The organism is Pseudomonas sp. B19(2017) (assembly GCF_002113165.1).
GTDB lineage: Bacteria > Pseudomonadota > Gammaproteobacteria > Pseudomonadales > Pseudomonadaceae > Aquipseudomonas.
On the sequence record NZ_NEJR01000003.1, the window covers coordinates 162,266 to 180,255 of the forward strand.

15 protein-coding genes are annotated in these 17,990 nt (G+C 65.0%); 6 read left to right on the forward strand and 9 right to left on the reverse strand.

Annotation, left to right across the window (positions count from 1 at the left end; genetic code table 11):
* Positions 1 to 37 precede the first annotated feature (37 nt).
* Positions 38 to 2,443: a TonB-dependent receptor gene (locus tag CAF70_RS06550; RefSeq protein WP_085623395.1), complete on the forward strand. Its 2,406-nt coding sequence runs from the start codon at positions 38 to 40 to the stop codon at positions 2,441 to 2,443.
* 195 nt (positions 2,444 to 2,638) lie between these two features.
* On the opposite strand, the gene CAF70_RS06555 is transcribed toward CAF70_RS06550, so the two are convergent.
* Positions 2,639 to 3,055 (reverse strand): RidA family protein, encoded by a 417-nt coding sequence (locus CAF70_RS06555; RefSeq protein WP_085599032.1) that lies wholly within the window; start codon positions 3,053 to 3,055, stop codon positions 2,639 to 2,641.
* Entirely contained in the window at positions 3,055 to 4,374 is a 1,320-nt protein-coding gene (locus CAF70_RS06560; protein ID WP_085623393.1) for an NAD(P)/FAD-dependent oxidoreductase, read from the reverse strand. The genes CAF70_RS06555 and CAF70_RS06560 overlap by 1 nt, the downstream gene beginning before the upstream one ends.
* Before the next feature lie 304 nt (positions 4,375 to 4,678).
* Between CAF70_RS06560 and CAF70_RS06565 the strand changes: the two genes are divergently transcribed.
* Both CAF70_RS06565 and argE read left to right on the forward strand, forming a co-directional pair.
* Positions 4,679 to 5,356 (forward strand): DUF1028 domain-containing protein, encoded by a 678-nt coding sequence (locus CAF70_RS06565; RefSeq protein WP_085623388.1) that lies wholly within the window; start codon positions 4,679 to 4,681, stop codon positions 5,354 to 5,356.
* The gene (gene argE, locus CAF70_RS06570; RefSeq protein ID WP_085623386.1) at positions 5,349 to 6,509 is read left to right on the forward strand and encodes an acetylornithine deacetylase; all 1,161 of its coding nucleotides are present in this window, start codon (positions 5,349 to 5,351) and stop codon (positions 6,507 to 6,509) included. Before CAF70_RS06565 ends, argE begins: the two co-directional genes overlap by 8 nt.
* Positions 6,510 to 6,614: 105 nt before the next feature.
* Here the strand turns inward: argE and CAF70_RS06575 are convergent, their stop codons facing one another.
* The 3 genes from CAF70_RS06575 to CAF70_RS06585 all read right to left on the reverse strand — a co-directional run bounded on the left by CAF70_RS06575 (position 6,615) and on the right by CAF70_RS06585 (position 10,985).
* Positions 6,615 to 7,883 carry a carbohydrate porin gene (locus tag CAF70_RS06575; protein WP_085623384.1) on the reverse strand — a complete coding sequence of 423 codons (1,269 nt, stop codon included), beginning with the start codon at positions 7,881 to 7,883 and terminating at the stop codon, positions 6,615 to 6,617.
* A gap of 127 nt (positions 7,884 to 8,010) precedes the next feature.
* Entirely contained in the window at positions 8,011 to 10,428 is a 2,418-nt protein-coding gene (locus CAF70_RS06580) for a glucose/quinate/shikimate family membrane-bound PQQ-dependent dehydrogenase (RefSeq protein WP_085623382.1), read from the reverse strand.
* A gap of 206 nt (positions 10,429 to 10,634) precedes the next feature.
* Positions 10,635 to 10,985: a cupin gene (locus tag CAF70_RS06585; protein ID WP_085623380.1), complete on the reverse strand. Its 351-nt coding sequence runs from the start codon at positions 10,983 to 10,985 to the stop codon at positions 10,635 to 10,637.
* A 117-nt stretch (positions 10,986 to 11,102) separates the two neighbouring features.
* Here CAF70_RS06585 and CAF70_RS06590 point away from each other — a divergent pair, with 117 nt between their 5' ends.
* Positions 11,103 to 12,008, forward strand: coding sequence for a LysR family transcriptional regulator (locus tag CAF70_RS06590; protein ID WP_085623378.1), 906 nt, complete (start codon positions 11,103 to 11,105; stop codon positions 12,006 to 12,008).
* Positions 12,009 to 12,113: 105 nt separating this feature from the next.
* Positions 12,114 to 13,313, forward strand: a complete 1,200-nt coding sequence (locus CAF70_RS06595) for an MFS transporter (RefSeq protein ID WP_085623377.1) — start codon at positions 12,114 to 12,116, stop codon at positions 13,311 to 13,313.
* Positions 13,314 to 13,483: 170 nt separating this feature from the next.
* Here the strand turns inward: CAF70_RS06595 and CAF70_RS06600 are convergent, their stop codons facing one another.
* A complete protein-coding gene (locus CAF70_RS06600; RefSeq protein WP_085623375.1) occupies positions 13,484 to 14,095 on the reverse strand; it encodes a LysE family translocator in 612 nt (203 codons plus the stop codon).
* Between the two features lie 105 nt (positions 14,096 to 14,200).
* On the opposite strand from CAF70_RS06600, the gene CAF70_RS06605 reads away from it, so the two are divergent.
* Entirely contained in the window at positions 14,201 to 15,172 is a 972-nt protein-coding gene (locus CAF70_RS06605) for a GlxA family transcriptional regulator (RefSeq protein WP_085623373.1), read from the forward strand.
* Positions 15,173 to 15,327: 155 nt separating this feature from the next.
* Here CAF70_RS06605 and CAF70_RS06610 read toward each other — a convergent pair whose 3' ends face one another.
* The 3 genes from CAF70_RS06610 to CAF70_RS06620 all read right to left on the reverse strand — a co-directional run bounded on the left by CAF70_RS06610 (position 15,328) and on the right by CAF70_RS06620 (position 17,964).
* Positions 15,328 to 16,179: a CAP domain-containing protein gene (locus tag CAF70_RS06610; RefSeq protein WP_085623371.1), complete on the reverse strand. Its 852-nt coding sequence runs from the start codon at positions 16,177 to 16,179 to the stop codon at positions 15,328 to 15,330.
* 220 nt (positions 16,180 to 16,399) lie between these two features.
* Complete coding sequence (locus CAF70_RS06615; RefSeq protein WP_085623369.1) at positions 16,400 to 17,011, reverse strand: cell wall hydrolase; 612 nt, start codon at positions 17,009 to 17,011, stop codon at positions 16,400 to 16,402.
* A 35-nt stretch (positions 17,012 to 17,046) separates the two neighbouring features.
* A complete protein-coding gene (locus tag CAF70_RS06620; protein ID WP_085623367.1) occupies positions 17,047 to 17,964 on the reverse strand; it encodes an AEC family transporter in 918 nt (305 codons plus the stop codon).
* Positions 17,965 to 17,990: the final 26 nt, after the last annotated feature.

Genomic DNA, 17,990 nt, shown 5'->3' on the forward strand with positions numbered 1-17,990 from the left:
ATTACCGGTAGGAGCAAATAAAGGGGAGCCTTGTTCAATGCCTGCAGTAATGTCTAACAGCCTGCGCCCGTTGGTGTGCGCAGTGCGCCCGTTGTTCGCCATGAGCCTGTTGTTGTGCGCACCCGCCTGGGCCGATGAACCGGCTCGGCGCGCCTATCAGGTACCGGCTGCCAGCCTGGGCGCTGCACTGGCCCAGTTCGCCGACCAGGCCGGTGTCAGCATTTCGCTGGACCCGGCGCTGGTCAAAGGTCTGCACAGTAGTGGGCTGTCCGGTAGTTACAGCGTCGACGAAGGCTTCATGCAGCTGCTGCGCGGCAGCGGCCTACAGTTGCTGCCGGTAGGTGAGGGCGCCTTCACATTGGGCCCGGCGCCCCAGGCGGGCGGGGCGCTGGAAATCGCCCCAACCAGCATTGTCGGCGGCTTGGCCGCCAGCGGCGAATCGCAACCTTACGCCGGCGGCCAGGTGGCACGGCAGGGCGCGCAAGGCCTGCTCGGCTCGCGCGACTTCATGGAAACCCCGTTCAGTATTACCAGCTACACCAGCGAACTGGTGAAGAACCAGCAGGCGCGGACCTTGGGCGAGCTGATCGCCAGCGACCCATCGGTGCGCGCCACCAACCCGGCGGGTGGGCGCTTCGAACAGTTCACCATTCGCGGCTTCAGCCTGTTCAACAGCGATGTGGCCTATAACGGCCTGTACGGCATCCTGCCAACCTACTCGATCGACATGGAAATGGCCGACCGGGTCGACATCATCAAAGGCCCGAGCCAGTTGATCAATGGCATTTCGCCGCGAGGCAGTGTCGGCGGCGGTATCAATGTGCAGCCCAAGCGGGCCGGCGACCAGCCGCTCACCGAGTTTACCGGCAGCTACGCCTCGGCCAGCCAGGCAGGCGGCGCGGTGGACGTTGGTCGGCGCTTTGGCGAAGGGCAGCAGTTCGGCGTGCGCTTCAACGGCGTGAAACAGGCCGGCGACACCGAGTGGAACCACCAGCGTGTCGAGCGCGAAATGGCGGTGTTGGGCCTGGATTTTCGTGGCGAGCGCCTGCGGCTTTCGGCAGACCTGGGCCATACCGAGCGCGACACCGATGCACCACAGGAGCGGGTGCTGGTCGGCGCCAATGCCAAGGTGCCGGATGCCAACGATGTACGCCACAACTACGCCCAGGCCTGGAGCAAGGCGCGCACCAACGACACCTTTGGTGCACTGCACGCCGAGTACGATATCAGCGAATCGCTGCTGGCCTATGGCGCGGTCGGTGCGCGCAAGAGCAACCATGACTTCCTGCGCCACAACGTGTCGGTCACCAACGATGCCGGCGACTTTACCGTGCAGCCGCGCGACTTCACCCGCGATGAAACCGTGCGCACTGCCATGGCCGGCGTGCGCAACTGGTTCCATACCGGGCCGGTCAGCCACGAGCTGAATCTGGCCGCCACCTACTTCTACATGGACTTCACCAACGGCGGCGCCCGCTATGCCTCGGCGCCCAGTAATCTCTACCACCCGGTAGCCACGCCTACACCGGGCACGCCAACCCGCATCGACCCCGAGGTGTACACGGAAAACCGCTTTTCCGGCGTGGCCCTGGCCGACACCCTGGGTTTCTTCGACGACCGTCTGCTGCTGACCCTGGGGGCGCGCTGGCAGCGGGTGCAGGTGGATGACTGGAGCGACGGTATCAAGGGGGAGACCGCCTACGATGAAGAGAAGGTGTCACCCTCGGGCGGCGTGCTGCTCAAGGTTACCGAGCAGCTGTCGTTGTATGCCAACTACATGGAAGGCCTGAGCCAGGGCAAGATCGCGCCGTCGACATCGGTCAACGAAGACCAGATCTTCCCGCCGTTCACCAGCCGCCAGGTCGAGGTGGGGGCCAAGTACGACCTGGGTCAGGTTGCCTTCACTGCCAGTGCCTTCCGCATCCGCCAGCCCGCCTACGAAACCAACCCCGCATCGCGGGTGTTCGGCCCCAATGGCAAGCGCGACAACCGCGGTATCGAACTGAGCGTGTTCGGCGAGCCCGTGCAAGGCGTGCGGGTGCTGGGCGGGGTGATGTACATCGACAGCGAACTGACCGATACCGTTGGCGGCGCCTACGATGGCAACCGCGCGCCGGCCACGCCCGAGTACAACGTCAACCTCGGTACCGAATGGGACGTGCCTGGGGTGAACGGCCTGACCCTGACGGCGCGGGGCATCCACTCGAGTTCGCAGTACCTGGACCAGAACAACAGCAAGCAGATCGACGGTTGGGAGCGTTACGACGTGGGCGCGCGTTATGCCTTCAAGGTGGATGCCACCCAGGTGACCTTGCGCGCCAGTGTCGAGAACGTGCTGGACGACCGCTACTGGAGTTCGGCCGGGGCCTCGGATGACAGCGAACCGGGGCTGACGCTGTCCACGCCGCGTACCTACCTGCTGTCGGCGACAGTGGGTTTCTAGCAGGCCAGGTGGATTCAGGCAATCTGGGGCCGCCTTGCGGCCCATCGCCGGCAAGCCGGGCTCCCACAGGTACTGCGCAGACCTCAAGGTTTGCGAAATCCCTGTGGGAGCCCGGCTTGCCGGCGATGGGCTGCGCAGCAGCCCCAGGAGCACTGACTGACAACTATCAGGGCAAGCCCGCGCCCGGTGATCTCGCTAGGCTTGGTCAGGCACCACGGCGATCACGTCGATTTCCATCAGCCACTCGGCCTGGGCCAGCCCGGCCACCACCAGGCCGGTGGAGATCGGGAACACGCCTTTGAGCCACTTGCCCACTTCCTTGTACACCGGCTCGCGGAAGCGCGGGTCGGTGATGTAGGTGGTGGTCTTGACGATGTGTGACAGGTCCGAGCCGGCCTCTTCGAGCAGTTGCTTGACGTTCTTCATCGCCTGCTCGGCCTGCGCCCGTGGGTCGCCCAGGCCCACCAGGTTGCCTTCGAAGTCGGTGCCGACCTGGCCGCGTACGTAGATGGTGTTGCCGGCGCGCACCGCCTGGCACAGGTCGTTGTCCAGGGTCTGGTTGGGGTAGGTGGCCTTGGTGTTGAACATGCGGATGCGGGTATGGGTAGGCATCAGTGGGCTCCGAGGGGGCTGACGTTGCGGGTCTTGGGTTGCTGCTGCTCATCCGCTGCGCGTTGTTCGCGGTCGCGGTAGGCGGTATAGGTGCGTTGCGTGGCGATGTGCCCGGCGACGTGCTTGGCGTCGTGCCACACGCCCCAGATGAATGACGAGCCACGGCGCGACAGCCACGGCAGGCCAAGGAAGTACACGCCCGGCTCGCGGGCCACGCCGCGTTGGTGCTGGGGCTTGCCGTTGGCGTCGAAGGTGTCTACCTGCAGCCAGCTGAAGTCGACACCGTAACCGGTAGCCCAGATGATGCTGGTGACGCCGGCCTTGGCCAGGTCCAGCTGCTGCAGCGGGTTGCGCATGCACTCCGGGTCGGCCAGGCGTTTGCGGGCTTCGGGTTCTTCCGGCAGGTCCAGGCCGTTGCGTTCGATGTAGGCATCGGCGGCATCCAGCAGGGCCAGGTAGTTTTCGTCGCCGCGGTTGATGTTCTCGACCAGGTTGTCCTGGAAGCGCGCCACGCCGTTATCGAACGACTGGGTCAGGCCGACCAGGGTCATGCCCTGGTGGGCAAGGGCGCGGAAGTCCACGGTGTGGCCGCCACGGGCGCCACTGACGGCAATGGTCACGTGCTCGCGGCCAGGCTTGGCGATTTCCGCGTCCCACTCACCCAGCACGCCCAGCCACCAGCAGAAGTCGCGGTTGCGGTAAGCGCGTGGCGGGCGATCGTGGGCACCGACCGAGAGATACACCTTGCGCCCGGCACGCATCAGTTCTTCGGCGATCTGCACGCCGGAGGAACCGGCGCCGACCACCAGCACCGCGCCGTCGGGCAGCTGCCCGGGGTTGTAATAGGCGGCGGAGTGGATCTGGTGCAGGTTGCTGTCTTTCGGCGCGATGGCCGGGATCACCGGTTTCTGGAACGGGCCGGTGGCGGCGACCACGCGGTTGGCGCGAATCACGCCTTCATTGGTTTCGATGGTAAAACCGGGGCGGTCGCTGTTGCGCAGCACTTTCTTCACTTCGATGCCGGTGCGTACGGGCAGGTTGTACTTGCGTACGTACTGTTCGAAGTAGTCGGCTACCTGGTCCTTGCCGGCGAAGGCATCGGCGTCGAGGTTGAATTCCAGCCCCGGGAAGCGGTCATGCCAGACCGGGCCGTTGGCCACCAGCGAGTCCCAGCGGCCGGTGCGCCAGGCCTCGGCGATACGCTTGCGCTCCAGCACCAGGTGCGGCACGCCAAGCTTGCTCAGGTGTTCGCTCATGGCCACGCCGGCCTGGCCGGCGCCGACGACGAGGGTGTCGATTTCGAGGTTGTTCAGTGTCATGTCCGGGCCCTTGTTCAGGCGGTTTTTGTCAGGTCGGTTTGGAGGACCGCCGTTGCCTGGAGCCAGACTAGGGATGCCGTGGAAATGGCGAAAATAGTATTTAGCTGGGGCTTGCCGATAAAACGGCGAAGGCCTTGATTCCTGCCGCCTGTAGCGGGCCCAGCAGCAGCTGTTTCGGGGTTTTGTTCAAACGTTTCGTGGTCATAGTTTTTTCCTCTGCAATCCCTCGGAAAAAGGTCGTTTCGCTGGCCGAAAGGTTCAACCCAGAATGCTGTGTATCGCACAGCACAACAGGAACCATGACATGACTTTTTCCATCATCGGTCGTTGCCAGGAAACCGGCCAGGTCGGTATCGCCATCAGCTCTTCGAGCATCGCCGTGGGCGCCCGCTGTCCGTGGGTGCGAGCCGGTGTGGGTGCTGTTGCTACCCAGAACATCACCTTGCCGGCGCTGGGCCCGCAGATTCTCGATGCCTTGGAACAGGGCCAGTTGCCGCCTGCCGCTGCGCTGGACCGGGTGCTGAGCGCCAATGGCTGGAGCGAGTACCGCCAGGTCACGGTGATCGACAGCCATGGCCAGGTGGCACTGTTCACCGGCAAGGAAGCCCTGGGCACGCACTGTGCCCTCGCCGGTGAGCAATGCGCGGCGGCAGGTAACCTGCTGGCCTCGACCCAGGTGATCGAAGCGATGGTGCAGGCCTTTGAACAAGCCGGCGGGCATCTTGCCGAGCGCCTGTTGGCCGCCATGCACGCGGCGATGGCCGCAGGCGGCGAGGCCGGGCCGGTGCACTCGGCGGCCTTGAAGATCGCCGGCGAGCTGACCTGGCCGCTGGTGGACCTGCGCGTGGACTGGGCCGAGGCGGACCCGATCGCGGTACTCGATGGCCTGTGGCAGGCGTATCGGCCGCAGATGCAGGATTACGTTACCCGCGCCCTCAACCCGACTGCCGCGCCAAGCTACGGGGTGCCGGGTGATGAGTGACTACGCCAGTCGCGCGCTACTGGCCCGGCTGGTCGGCTTTGCCACGGTCAGCCGCGATTCCAACCTTGAATTGATCGGCTTCATCCGCGACTACCTGGCCGAGCTGGGGGTGCAAAGCGAACTGTTCCATAACCCGGAAGGCACCAAGGCCAATCTGTTCGCCACCATCGGCCCTCGGGACGTTGGCGGCGTGGTGCTGTCCGGGCATACCGATGTGGTGCCGGTGGACGGCCAGGCCTGGACAGTCGAGCCGTTTGCCCTGAGTGAACACGACGGGCGCCTGTATGGCCGTGGCACGGCCGACATGAAGGGCTTCATCGCTTCGGTACTGGCGGCTGTGCCCGCGTTTCTTGCCCAGCCGTTGCGCCTGCCGGTGCACCTGGCGTTCTCCTATGACGAAGAAGTCGGCTGCCTGGGGGTGCGCTCGATGCTGGCCGCACTGGAGCTGCGTGCGCACAAGCCACGGCTGTGCCTGATTGGCGAACCCACCGAACTCAAGCCGGTGCTGGGGCACAAGGGCAAGCTGGCGATGCGTTGCCAGGTGCAAGGCGCGGCCTGCCACTCGGCGTATGCGCCGTACGGGGTGAATGCCATCGAATATGCGGCGAAGCTGATCGGCAAGCTGGGTCATATCGGTGATGCCCTGGCATTGCCGGCGCATCACGACGAGCGCTTCGACCCGCCGTTCTCCACTGTGCAGACCGGTGTGATCAAAGGGGGCAGGGCGCTGAACATCGTGCCGGCGGAGTGCGAATTCGATTTCGAAGTACGGGCCTTGCCGGGGTTCGAGGCGCAGGCAGTGGCCGATCAGTTGCAGACCTACGCCGAGGCCGAATTGCTGCCGCGGATGCGTAAGGTCAATGCGGCCAGCGCCATTCGCCTGCAGCCGTTGAGCGCTTACCCGGGGCTGGCCACGCCAGCGGATAGCGAGGCGGCTGGCCTGGTGGCGTTGCTCAGTGGCTCGGATCAGTTCGGTACGGTGGCGTTTGGTACCGAAGGCGGGCTATTCGACCAGGCGGGGATCCCGACTGTGGTATGTGGGCCAGGGAGCATGGACCAGGGGCACAAGCCGGATGAGTTTGTCAGTGTCGAGCAATTGCGGGGGTGTGATGCCATGTTGCTGAGGCTGGTGGATTACCTCAGGCAGGATTGATTGCGCTGGCCTCTTCGCGGGCACGCCCGCTCCCACAGGTATATCACCGGCTTTGTGGGAGCGGGCATGCCCGCGAAGGGCTGCAAGGCAGCCCCAATCAAGGTTTCAGAAGGTAGCCTTGACCTGCAGGCCCACCACCAACGCGTTATCGATGTCTTTCCCGGAGAACGCACCCGGTTCGATGATGTACTGCACATCCGGGCGCAGGTTCAGCCACGGCGTGGCCTGGTAGCCATAGCTCAGCTCGATCAACTGCTCGGCGCTGTCGATGTCGGGGAACGGCTGCCCGGCGTTGAGCGCGGCATCTTCCTGCACGTCGCGGCTGCGTGGGTTGGGCACGGCACGGCCATAGCCCAGCGCCACGGTATCCTTCGGGCGGTTTGCGAACGGCTTGTACAGCACCATGCCCGCGCCATACCACCTGGTGAACGGCGAAGCGGCCTTGCTCGACGCCGAATACTGGCCGAAGGCATGCAGGCTGCGGCCCGGCGAACCTTGGTCGTTCCACACGGCCTGGTCGACCAGCAGGTAGTGGCCGCCACGGCCGGAAACTTCCTCGTCGCTGCCGATGCGTTTCACGTCGGAGCTGTCGTAGTAGTAACCCAGTTTGTACTCGCCCGGCAGCTCGCCCTGCAGCTTGTACACCAGCTCCACGGGTACCACGGTGCCGGTGGTGTGCTTGGGGCCCAGGTGCCAGGCGCGGCTGGAGTTGCCATTGCTCTGCGGGTCGACGTTGAACGCCGCCACTCGTAGTTGCCAGGACGGAGACAGGTCGTATTTCACCCGCACGCCAAGGTGGGCATTGGGGTAATTGGTCCAGCCACTGCCGCCAGACATGTTCAGCGGGTGACCGCAGAAGCCGGCGTTCATGAAGTTGCACAGGATGCCACTGTCCAGGCCGCCGAGGTCGTTGCCCATGGCCATGTAGCCGAGCTTGACGTTGAGTGCCGGGGTGAACAGGGTACGCTCGTAGCTCAGCTCGGTCAGGCGGGTATACAGGCCGCCGAAGTTTTCCTGGATCGGCAGGCGGTTGCCCACCAGGTCTTCCGAGGCGCTGTTGCCGCGGCGGTCGTTGATGGTCAGCTGGACCTTGCCACCATTGTCCAGGCCATACAGTTTCGACAGGTCGAACTGCACGCCCAGTTTCAGGTTTTGCGAGTAGCGCGCCGAGCGGTGCAGGCCACCGTGGGCGTTGTAGGCGGTTTCGCCGCTGTAGTCGCCGGTGAACCTGACGCCGTCTTCTTCCAGTTGGTGACGCAGGCCGCCCCAGTCACCGGTCAGGGTGCTGCGGGTCATCAAGCTGTCGTCGGCCAGGGCGGTGCTGCTGGCCAGGGCCAGCAGCAGGGTGGGGGTGATGCGAATTGCGGATGGCATTGCTGAATCTCGTATTCTTTTCGGGGCCTGTTCGCGGGCACGCCCGCTCCCACAGGATTGTCACTGCCCTTGAGAAGGGTGCGATCCATGTGGGAGCGGGCGTGCCCGCGAAGCAGGCGACGCGGTATTACGGCAGAGCGTAAGAAATCACGTAGTCGCCACGGTCAGTCGACTGGCGCGCGCCGCCAGCCGTGATCACCACGTATTGCTTGCCGGTCTTCGGCGAGACGTAGGTCATCGGGCCACCCTGGCTGCCCACTGGCAGGCGAGCCTTCCAGATTTCGTTGCCGTTGCTGCTGTCGTAGGCGCGCAGGTAGAAGTCCTGGGTGCCGGCGATGAACACCAGGCCACCCTGGGTCGACAGGGTGCCGCCGAGGGTCGGCAGGCCGATCTTGATCGGCAGGTGCATGCGGATGCCGAGCGGGCCTGTGTCCTCTACGGTACCCACCGGTACCTGCCATGCCACCTGGCGGGTCTTCATGTCGATGGCGGTCAGGGTGCCGAATGGCGGTGCCTGGCACGGAATGCCGGCTACCGACAGGAAGCGGTTCTTGTTCACCGCATAAGGGGTGCCCTTGAGCGGTACTGCGCCCATGCCGGTGTTCAGCGCTTCGCCACCGGAAGCGGCATTACCCTTGTTCTGCGACGGGATCATCTGGATCCAAAGGCCCAGGCGCATGTCGTTGACGAAGATGAAACCATGTACCGGGTCGGTGGAAATGCTGCCCCAGTTCATGCCACCCAGCGAACCCGGGAAGCTCAGCGACAGGTCGGTGCCCGGCGCGGTGTACAGGCCGTCGTAGCGCATTTTCTTGAAGTCGATGCGGCACAGCAGCTGGTCGTAAGGGGTTGCGCCCCACATGTCCGATTCGGTCAGGGTCTGCGCGCCGATCTGCGGCATGCCCACTGACTTCGGCTGGGTTGGCGAGTACGGCTCGTTAGGGATGTTGCTTGGCTTGACCGGTACTTCGTCGACCTGGGTCAGCGGCTTGCCGGTGGCGCGGTCGAGCACGTAGATCTGCCCGGCCTTGGTGCCGATTACCACTGCAGGTACCGACTGGCCGTCGTCCTTGGTGAAATCGATCAGGCTCGGCTGCATCGGCAGGTCGAAGTCCCACAGGTCGTTGTGCACGGTCTGGAACACCCACTTCTGGTTGCCGGTGGTGGCGTCCAGGGCCAGCACCGAAGCGCCGTAGGTATGGTCCAGCTTGCTGCGTTCGACACCGTAGATGTCGGTGGACGACGAGCCCATCGGCAGGAACACGGTGTTCATTGCCGGGTCGTAGGACATCGGGGCCCAGCTGTTGGGGGTGCTGCGTACATAGGTGCGGTCACCCTGCGGCGCCTGGCGATCTTCCGGGTTGCCGGGGTCGAAGGCCCAGCGCATTTCACCCGTGATCACGTCGAAACCACGGATCACGCCGCCTGGCATGTCGGTCTGGACGTTGTCGGCGACGCGGCCGCCGACCACCACGGTGGTACCGGCCATCAGGGGGGCCGATGACAGCTGGTAGTAGGAGTCCGGCACATCGCCCAGGCCGGCCTTGAGGTCGACCTGGCCGTTGTTGCCGAAGCCCTGGCAGAACTCGCCGGTGTCGGCGTCGACGGCAATCAGGCGGCCATCGATAGTGTTGGTCAGCAGGCGACGCTGGCAGTTGGCACCGGCCGGTACGCTGGCGACGGTGATTGGCGAGCTGTTCGGCTGGGTTGGCTGGGCGATGGCGGCAGTGGCGTCGAAGTAGGCCATGCCACGGCAACGCTGCCAGACCTTGGACTGAGCGTTGATCGCGTTCTTCCACAGTTCCTTGCCGGTGTCGGCATCGAGGGCGATCAGGTTGTTGTGCGGGGTGCAGATGAACACCTTGTTGCCGACTTGCAGCGGGGTCAGCTGGTCTTCGGCACCGTTGCCGTCGCTGAGTGCCACGTCACCGGTGCGGTAGGTCCAGGCCACTTTCAGCTTGCTGACGTTGTCGCGGTTGATCTGGTCCAGCGCAGCGAAGCGGCTGCCACCTTCGGTGTTGCCGTAGTGGGCCCAGTCCTTCTGCGCCTTGTCGGCCTCGACCGGGGTCATGCCCGGGCCTTTGCCGGTAGGGGCGACGCTGGGGTGGGCGACGAACATGTTGCCGGCGGCGATCACCAGCAGCACGGCCATCACCCCGGCAACGCCATAGGCGCCGCGGCCGGCACTGGCACCATTGGCACGGGCCAGCAGCGGGTAGACCAGTGCCACCACCATACCGATTGCGCCGAACATGAACAGGCGCGAGAACAGCGGCCAGAACACCAGGCCTGCGTCGGCTAGCGCCCAGATGCCAGTGCCGACCAGGAACGCCGCGTACAGCCAGGCGCCGGCCGGTTTGCGGCGAGCGATAAGGGCGCCGGCGATTGCCATGGCCAGGCCGCCGATCAGGAAGTACCAGGAACCGCCCAGGCCGGCCAGCTTGACGCCGCCCGCAGCCAGGAGGAGGCCGAGCAGGGCGATGATCACGCCCAGGCCGACCAGGATGATGTTTGAGGCGCCAGAGGCGCGCGGTGTTTCTTTCATGCCAGGGATCTCAGCAGGTGGAATGCGCGCAGTGTAATCTCTTAGCTTGCTAATTAACAAGTTGGTACATAATTTTGTGGGGCGGATTGTCGCAGGGCTGAACGCTGCAAGGTGTGGCTAAAATTCTAGATCATGCGTTTAAAATTGCAGTAATGAGGAGGTTAATGTTGGTTGAATAGACCACGGCGGATCTTGAATGACCGGATTCAAACCGGCCACGGAGTGCCGCTGCTGTAGAACACCGCGAGCCAGACGGTAGCGGTGCCGGGGGCGGTCCATTCCACGCGGTGGCGGTAATGCGGCGGGATGTCCAGGCAATCGCCCGGCGCCAGCAGCCGGGTGTGGCTCTCGTGCTCGAAGCGCAGGCCGGCGGCACCACTGAGCAGCACGATCCATTCGCCTTCGGCCTGGTCGTACCAGAAGCCGGGCGGGCTGGCCTGGCCACTGGAGACGATACGTTCCACGCGCACGCCCGGGCGGCTGAGCAATTGGTCGACCCGTTCGGCGCTGGTGGGGTCGCAAGGGGGCAGGGCGGTCAGCAGGTTGGTCGGTGTCATGGAAAGCCTCGTTTACAAGGGAGTGGTTCCACTATGGACGCAATTGCCGTGCACCGCGCTTCTTGACCCGCCCGGCTGTTTGTAAGAACTTTCCGGGATTTGGAAGACGGGCAGCAAATGGACAAACTCCTGGCGATGAAGATGTTCGTGGCTACCGTCGACGCCCAAGGCTTTTCTGCCGCTGCACGCCGGCTTGGGCTGGCGACATCGTCGGTAACGCGCCTGGTCGATGGCCTGGAAACTGCGTTGGGCGCCACTTTGCTCAACCGCTCCACCCGCCAGGTCAGCCTGACCGAGGCCGGCGCCCGCTATTACGAGCGTGCGCGGGGTATTTTCGAGGCGCTGGACGAGGCTGATGCCAGTGTCGCCGACCGGGGCGAAGCGCCTGTCGGCGTACTGCGTCTGTGCTTGCCGGTGGAGTTCGGCAGACGCGTCATTGCCCCGCACCTTGGGCGGTTGTTGGCGCAGCACCCGGCACTGGAACTGGACATCGACCTCAGTGACCGCGTGGATGACCTGCTCGACGGCCGCTATGACCTGTCGATACGCCTGGGCGACCCCTCGCCCAATGACGAGCTGGTATGCCGCCCGCTCGGCCGCTTCCAGCGTTGGCTGGTGGCCAGCCCGGCCTACCTGGCCGGGCGTGACGCGCTGGAGCACCCGCGGCAGCTGCTCGAGCACGCCTGCCTGCGCTTTCGTTACGGGCAGAAAGGGCGCCCCTGGCGACTGGTACGTTGGCAGGAGAGCCTGGAGCTGGATGTGAGCGGACCGTTGCGCAGCGCCAATGCCGACATGTTGCGTGAAACCGCGCTGGCCGGGAGCGGCATCGCGCTGCTGGCCGACTGGCTGGTGCACGAGGATGTCGCTGCCGGGCGGCTGCAGCGGCTGTTCCCCGATTGGCAGGCCAGCCCCGGCGCGGCCAATGACAGCATCAACGCCCTGTACCTGCCCAACCATCGTGGTTCGCGGCGGGTGAACGCATTCATCGACTTTTGCGAAAACCTGTTGCAGCGCGGCAGTTAGTGTTGCGCAGTGCGCAAAGCCCTGTTGCGCCTGCGCTGGATTCTCGCCTGGAGCGCGTCTGGGTAAGGTGGCCGGCATATTCCAACCATTGCCGAGGACACTCGCATGAATCCCTCCCTTGCCGCCGCGCAGCCTGCAGCCACCGGCCTCAGCCGGGCCCTGGTCGCCTTGCTGGCGTTCTGTTGCGGCGCGATCGTCGCCAATATCTACTATGCCCAGCCCATCGTCGGGCTGATCGCCCCGGACCTGGGGCTGTCCACCGAGCATGCCAGCCTGATCGTTTCGCTCACGCAGCTGGGCTATGCCCTGGGCCTGCTGTTGCTGGTACCGCTGGCCGATCTGCTGGAAAACCGCCGCTTGATGGTGGCCACCGCCGTGCTCGCTTGCATCAGCCTGCTGCTGGCTGGCACCAGCAGCACTGGCCAAGGCCAGTTGTTCCTCGGCTATGCGCTGTTGATCGGGTTCAGTTCCGTGGCGGTGCAGATGCTCATCCCGCTGGCGGCACACCTGGCGCCGGAGCAGCAGCGTGGGCGGGTGGTCGGCAATATCATGGGCGGCCTGCTGCTGGGTATCCTGCTGGCGCGGCCGTTGTCCAGCCTGGTGGCCGACTACTTCGGCTGGCGTGCGGTGTTCATTGGCGCTGCCGGGGTGATGCTGGCGATCATCCTGTTGCTGGCCCTGACCTTGCCGCGGCGGGTGCCCGAGCACAAGGCCAGCTATGCCGGGCTGATGCTGTCGCTGCTCACGCTGCTGCGCCGGTATCCCTTGCTGCGCCAGCGTGCGCTGTACCAGGCGTTGATGTTCGCGGCGTTCAGCCTCTACTGGACGGCGGTGCCGATGGCCCTGGCCACCCAGCATGGCTTGTCGCAGAGCCAGATTGCAGTGTTCGCCCTGGTGGGCGCGGTGGGCGCCGTTGCCGCACCGCTGGCCGGCCGCCTGGCCGATGCCGGGCATGCCCGCGCCGGGTCACTGCTGGCGTTGCTGCTGGCACCGGCGGCACTGTTGCTCGGGCTGACGGTACCGGGCTACAGCGTGATCGGCCTGGGCCTGACCGGTGTGCTGCTGGATTTTGCAGTGCAGATGAACATGGTCATCGGCCAGCGTGAGGTGTACGCGCTGGACCCGGCCAGCCGCGGGCGGCTGAATGCGGTGTACATGACCAGCATCTTCCTGGGTGGGGCGCTGGGTTCGGCGGTGGCCAGTGCGGTGTTCAGCCAGTTCGGCTGGCAGGGTGTGGCACTGGTTGGTGCGGGGTTGCCGGGGGTGGCCTTGCTCATCTTCGTTGCCAAAGCGCGCCGGGGTTGAATGCGAGCCCACGGGTTGTCGCGATCCTTGTAAGAACGGCCTTGTGTCGCGAAAGGGCTGCAAAGCAGCCCCGGCGATATCCGCAGCGAAGCCGATATCACGGGGCCGCTGCGCGCCCCATCGCGACACAAGGCCGCTCCTACAGGCATCGCGACAGTCTCTACGTAGTGCTACCGCCCAAGCGGCAACGCCACACCAATCAAGGCAAACAGGCTGCCGCAGCAGCGGTTGAAGCCTTTGCCGCCCTTCGCCAGCCATGGCCGGATGCGAAACGCCAGGCGCGCCAGCAGGTATTCCACCAGGAACTCGACGCTGGCAAAGGTTGCCGCCATCACTACGAACTGCAGCAGCAACCCACGCTGTGGATCGATGAACTGCGGCAGGAAAGCGCCATAGAACAGCAGCACCTTGGGGTTGGCCATGGCCGACAGCAGGCCTTGGCGGAACAAGCCGGCATTGCCCGGTCGCGCGCTTTGCGCGGTCATTTCCAGGTGCAGGCCCGGGCTGCGCCATAGCTGGATGCCCAGCCAGATCAGATAGGCGCCGCCCACCCACTTGAGCACGCTCAGCACCGAGGCCGAGGCCTGCAGCAATGCACTGAGGCCGAACATGGCCAGGGCGATCAGGGCGCTGAAACCAAACACGCCGCCGACGATAGTGAACAACGCCCGGCGTGCGCCATACAGGGCCCCGTGGGTCAGGGCCAGCAAGCTGTTGGGGCCCGGGGTCAGCGACAGGCCGATGCTCGCCAGCAGGTAAATGAGCCAGGTGTCGAGTGCCATGGGGGTAAATGCCTTGTTGATGTGGAGGGCGCCAGTCTATGGCGTCGGCATTGGCCAGCAAGGGTATGATCCAGACATTGAATGGTCATTTCTGGACGCTAGCCAATGCTGCCCGATATACGCTTGCTGATCTTGCCGTTACCGGATTTCGCCCTGCTGCCGTTCGGTGCCTTTCTCGACAAGTTACGTTTCAGCGCTGACGACGAGGATTACAGCCAGCAGCGCTACTGCAGCTGGACCTTGGCAGGGCTGACCCTCGACCCTGTACCGTCGAGCAGTGGCGCAGTGGTGCAGGTCGAGGCTGTCGCGGGCCAGCTCGAGCTGGCCGGTTTCGATTACCTGGTGGTGTTCGGCGGGCGCAACGCCATGGCCACTGCCGCGCTGGCGCCTCGCTACCGGGCCTTGCTCAGGCAGGCCGGCAAGGCGGGCGTCAAGCTGGTGGGGGTCGACAACGGCGCGTTCCTGTTGGCCGCGTGCGGATTGTTGCAGGGGCACAAGGTAGTGGTGCACTGGCGCCACGAAGCCGAATTTCGTGCGGCCTTCCCGCATCTGCAGGTGCTGACCGAGCAACTGTATTGCATCGACGGAAGCCGCATAACTTGCGCCGGCGGCACCGCCGCCATCGACTTGGCCGTCTCGCTGTTGTCACGTGCCTGCGGGCGAGCCCGTGCGCTCAAGGGCCTGGCCGACATGCTGGTGGATGAAACACGCGATAGCCGCCATGCCTTGCGCTCGCTGGAGCTGGGGGCCGGGCAGGGCAGCCAGGTGCAGCGCGCGCAGGCGTTGATGCGTCATCACCTGGGTACGCGGTTGACCGCGGAGCAGTTGGCGGCAGAGCTGGGCATCAGCCGGCGCCAGCTGGACCGGCAGTTTCACGCCAGCCATGGCATGAGCACCAAGGCCTGGTGGCTGGAGCTGCGCTTGCAACAGGCGCGCTGGCGTTTGCTCAACTCCAGCCACAGCCTGGCGCAGATTGCCGATGAAGTGGGCCTGGGCGATGCCAGTTACCTGGGCAAGTGCGTGCGGCGGCGGTTTGGTTGTACGGCCCTGGAACTGCGCTGTCACGTAGAGAACTGAATTCACCAGCGGTTCACGTACCCTGTGGGAGCGGGTTTACCCGCGAAGAAGCCACCGCGGTGCATGGCACCGGCGGCGCCGGTGTTCGCGGCTAAAGCCGCTCCCACAGGGCCCCTGCTGATTCAATGAGTCATGTGAAACCCTATGAGAGCGGGCTACTGCGGCGTCCCGAACAACCCCGTCCAGTAAATCCCCGCGTCACTCTTCGGGTCCACTGCATACGCAGCGCCCAGCTCACGAAAGTCCGGGTTCATCAGCGTCGCGCAATGCCCCGGGCTATCCAGCCAGCCATCGACCACCTTGCGCGCGGTGTCACGCCCGGCGGCGATGTTTTCGCCAATTTGCTGGTACAGGTAACCGGCCAGTTCTGCCCGGTCACCGGGGGTGCGGCCATCCTTGTCGATATGGTCGAAGAAGTTCTGGTTGGCCATGGCCCGGGTGTGGTTGGCGGCAACCCCGGCCAGCACCGTGCTCCAGCTCAGCGCGGGGGCGGCGGCGAAGGGCTGGCCACCGCATTGGCGCGGCACCTTGCGCGCGGCATTGATCTCCTGCAGCACCTTCTGCCCCTCGGCCTGCCAGTCGCCCAGGCGGCCACTGAGCAGCGGCCGGGCCAGCACGATGCGCCAGTCGCGGCCTTCCTGGCTCACGCCGATATCGACGAACTGCGGGTCGAGCACCACCTGGCAAAAGCTCTCTTCGATGGCATGCATGGCGGCACGCGCATCACGCGGCCCCGACAGGCTGATGGCCTGCACGTTGACCATCGGGTAGGCGGCGCGAGTCATGGCCTGCTGCAGGTCGCGGGTACCTTCCGGCGACAGCGCCAAGCGGGTATCACTGTTGAGCGGCGGCAGCTCCAGCGACGCTTCGCCACCGCAGGGCTGGGCCTTGCTGCGGTAGACATTGATCGAATCGATCAGTTGCGCCTCTTCGCCGGTGGCAGCCAATGCCCCGGTCGAGACGACCAGGCCCAGCGACAAGGCGGCAACAGATGACAGGACGCGCATGTGGATCTCCCTATGACTGGCAGCGTCTTGGTTTGCGCTGCTCATCCTACACAAGCCCGGGGCTTTTGGCCCGGGATCGTGCAAAGCAATGAAATCGCCAACAATCGTTACTGGCGACAAAAGAGGGAGTAGACCACTGGCCAGCGCAAAAGTGCGGACAGGTGCCAGGCATTTCTATCGAACCCCCGCAGTCAGCCTGCTCGTAAATGCACGGCGGGTATCAGCGTGCTAGCGCCTGGTTCGGTTTGTAGAACAGAAAATGCCTGGTCTGCGCTGTCCGGCGGTAGGCTTTGACCCAGGCCGGGCGCACATTGCGGTCATGGAAGTACAAGGCACCCCCGGTGCGGTCTTTCAACTGCTGGTTGAGTGCCTTGCGCGCGATCTCCTTGGCGATGGCGTAGCGTTGCGCTTCTTCGACCTGGTCCGGGCGCCCGTCGCACCACCAGGAGAACTGGCAGGCCTTGCTTTCCACACCCTGCTTGACCACGCCGCAGATTGTATCCGGGAAGCCATCATGGCCCAGGCGGTTGAGCACAACGCTGGCCACGGCGGCCATGTCTTCAGCGTCGGCACCCTTGGCCTCCCAGTAGAGGGTGCGGGCCAGGCAGGTAATGCTGTCATCCAGGGGGGCCTGACCGGCCGGGTCTACTGCCTGTGCTTCGCCCGGTGTGAGCGTCTCGGCCTTTTTCGGGGGCGGTGTGTCATGCACCACCTTTTCCTCGAGCACCTCGGCCTTGTCCTCGGCGACGACAGCCTTGGCTGGGTCGGCCGCGTGCAAATGGCCTGCGAGCAAAGCCGACGCCAGGCCGATCACCATCCACGAAAAGCGCATGAGGCAGGCTCCAGAACTGTGGTCTGGTTCACAGTCTAGCCAAGCGCAAGTATTAGCACCAAAGGCAGGGTGGCGGCGGCCATCACGGTCTGCAGGGCGATGATGGTGGCCATCAGCGGTGCGTTACCGCCCATTTGCCGGGCCATCACATAGGAAGACGACGCAGTCGGCAGCGCCTGGAAAAGCACCGCCACTACCGCGGCCTGGCCACCCAGGCCAAGCAGGCGGCATAGCCCCCATGTGGTCAGCGGCATGACCAGAAACTTGAAGGCCGAAGCCGCCACCAGCGGGCGCACTTGTTGGCCCAGGCGGGCGCCGCCCAGGGCTGCGCCGACGCACAGCAGGCCGAGCGGCAGGGCGGCCTGGCCCAAGGCCTTGACCGTGGGCTCGATACCTGCTGGCAAACCCAGCCCGCTGGCGCGCAGCAGCAACCCGCTGGCGCAACCGACGATCAAGGGGTTGGCGAAGATGGCCCGCAGCACCGTGGCTGGTGAGCTATGGCGGGCGCTGAAGCGGGCAAATACCAGCACGCAAAGCAGGTTGACCAGTGGCACGATGGCGGCGTTGGCCACCGCCGCCAGGGCGATGCCGGCGCTGCCGTAGATGCCTGCTGCAAGGGTAGCGCCGATATAGTTGTTGAAGCGGATGCCGCCCTGGAATACCGAAGTGAAGTCGGCACCGTCGTGGTTCATTGCGCCCTGGTACAGCACCAGCAGCACGGCCCCGGCCAAGGTCGAGAGCATCAGCACCCCGACCATGCCCAGCACCGGCACGCCATCGAGATTGGCGGTGGCCAGACCATGGAGGAATAGCGACGGCAGCAGTACGTAATAGCTCAGGCGCTCGGCGCCGGGCCAAAAGTTGTCGGCGAGCAAGCCGCGCAGGCGCAGGAAAGTGCCCAGGGCAATCAGCAGGATGATCGGCAGCAGGGTAGTCAGCAACAAGTGGAGCATGGTCGACGTTCCGTGGGCGGGTACGG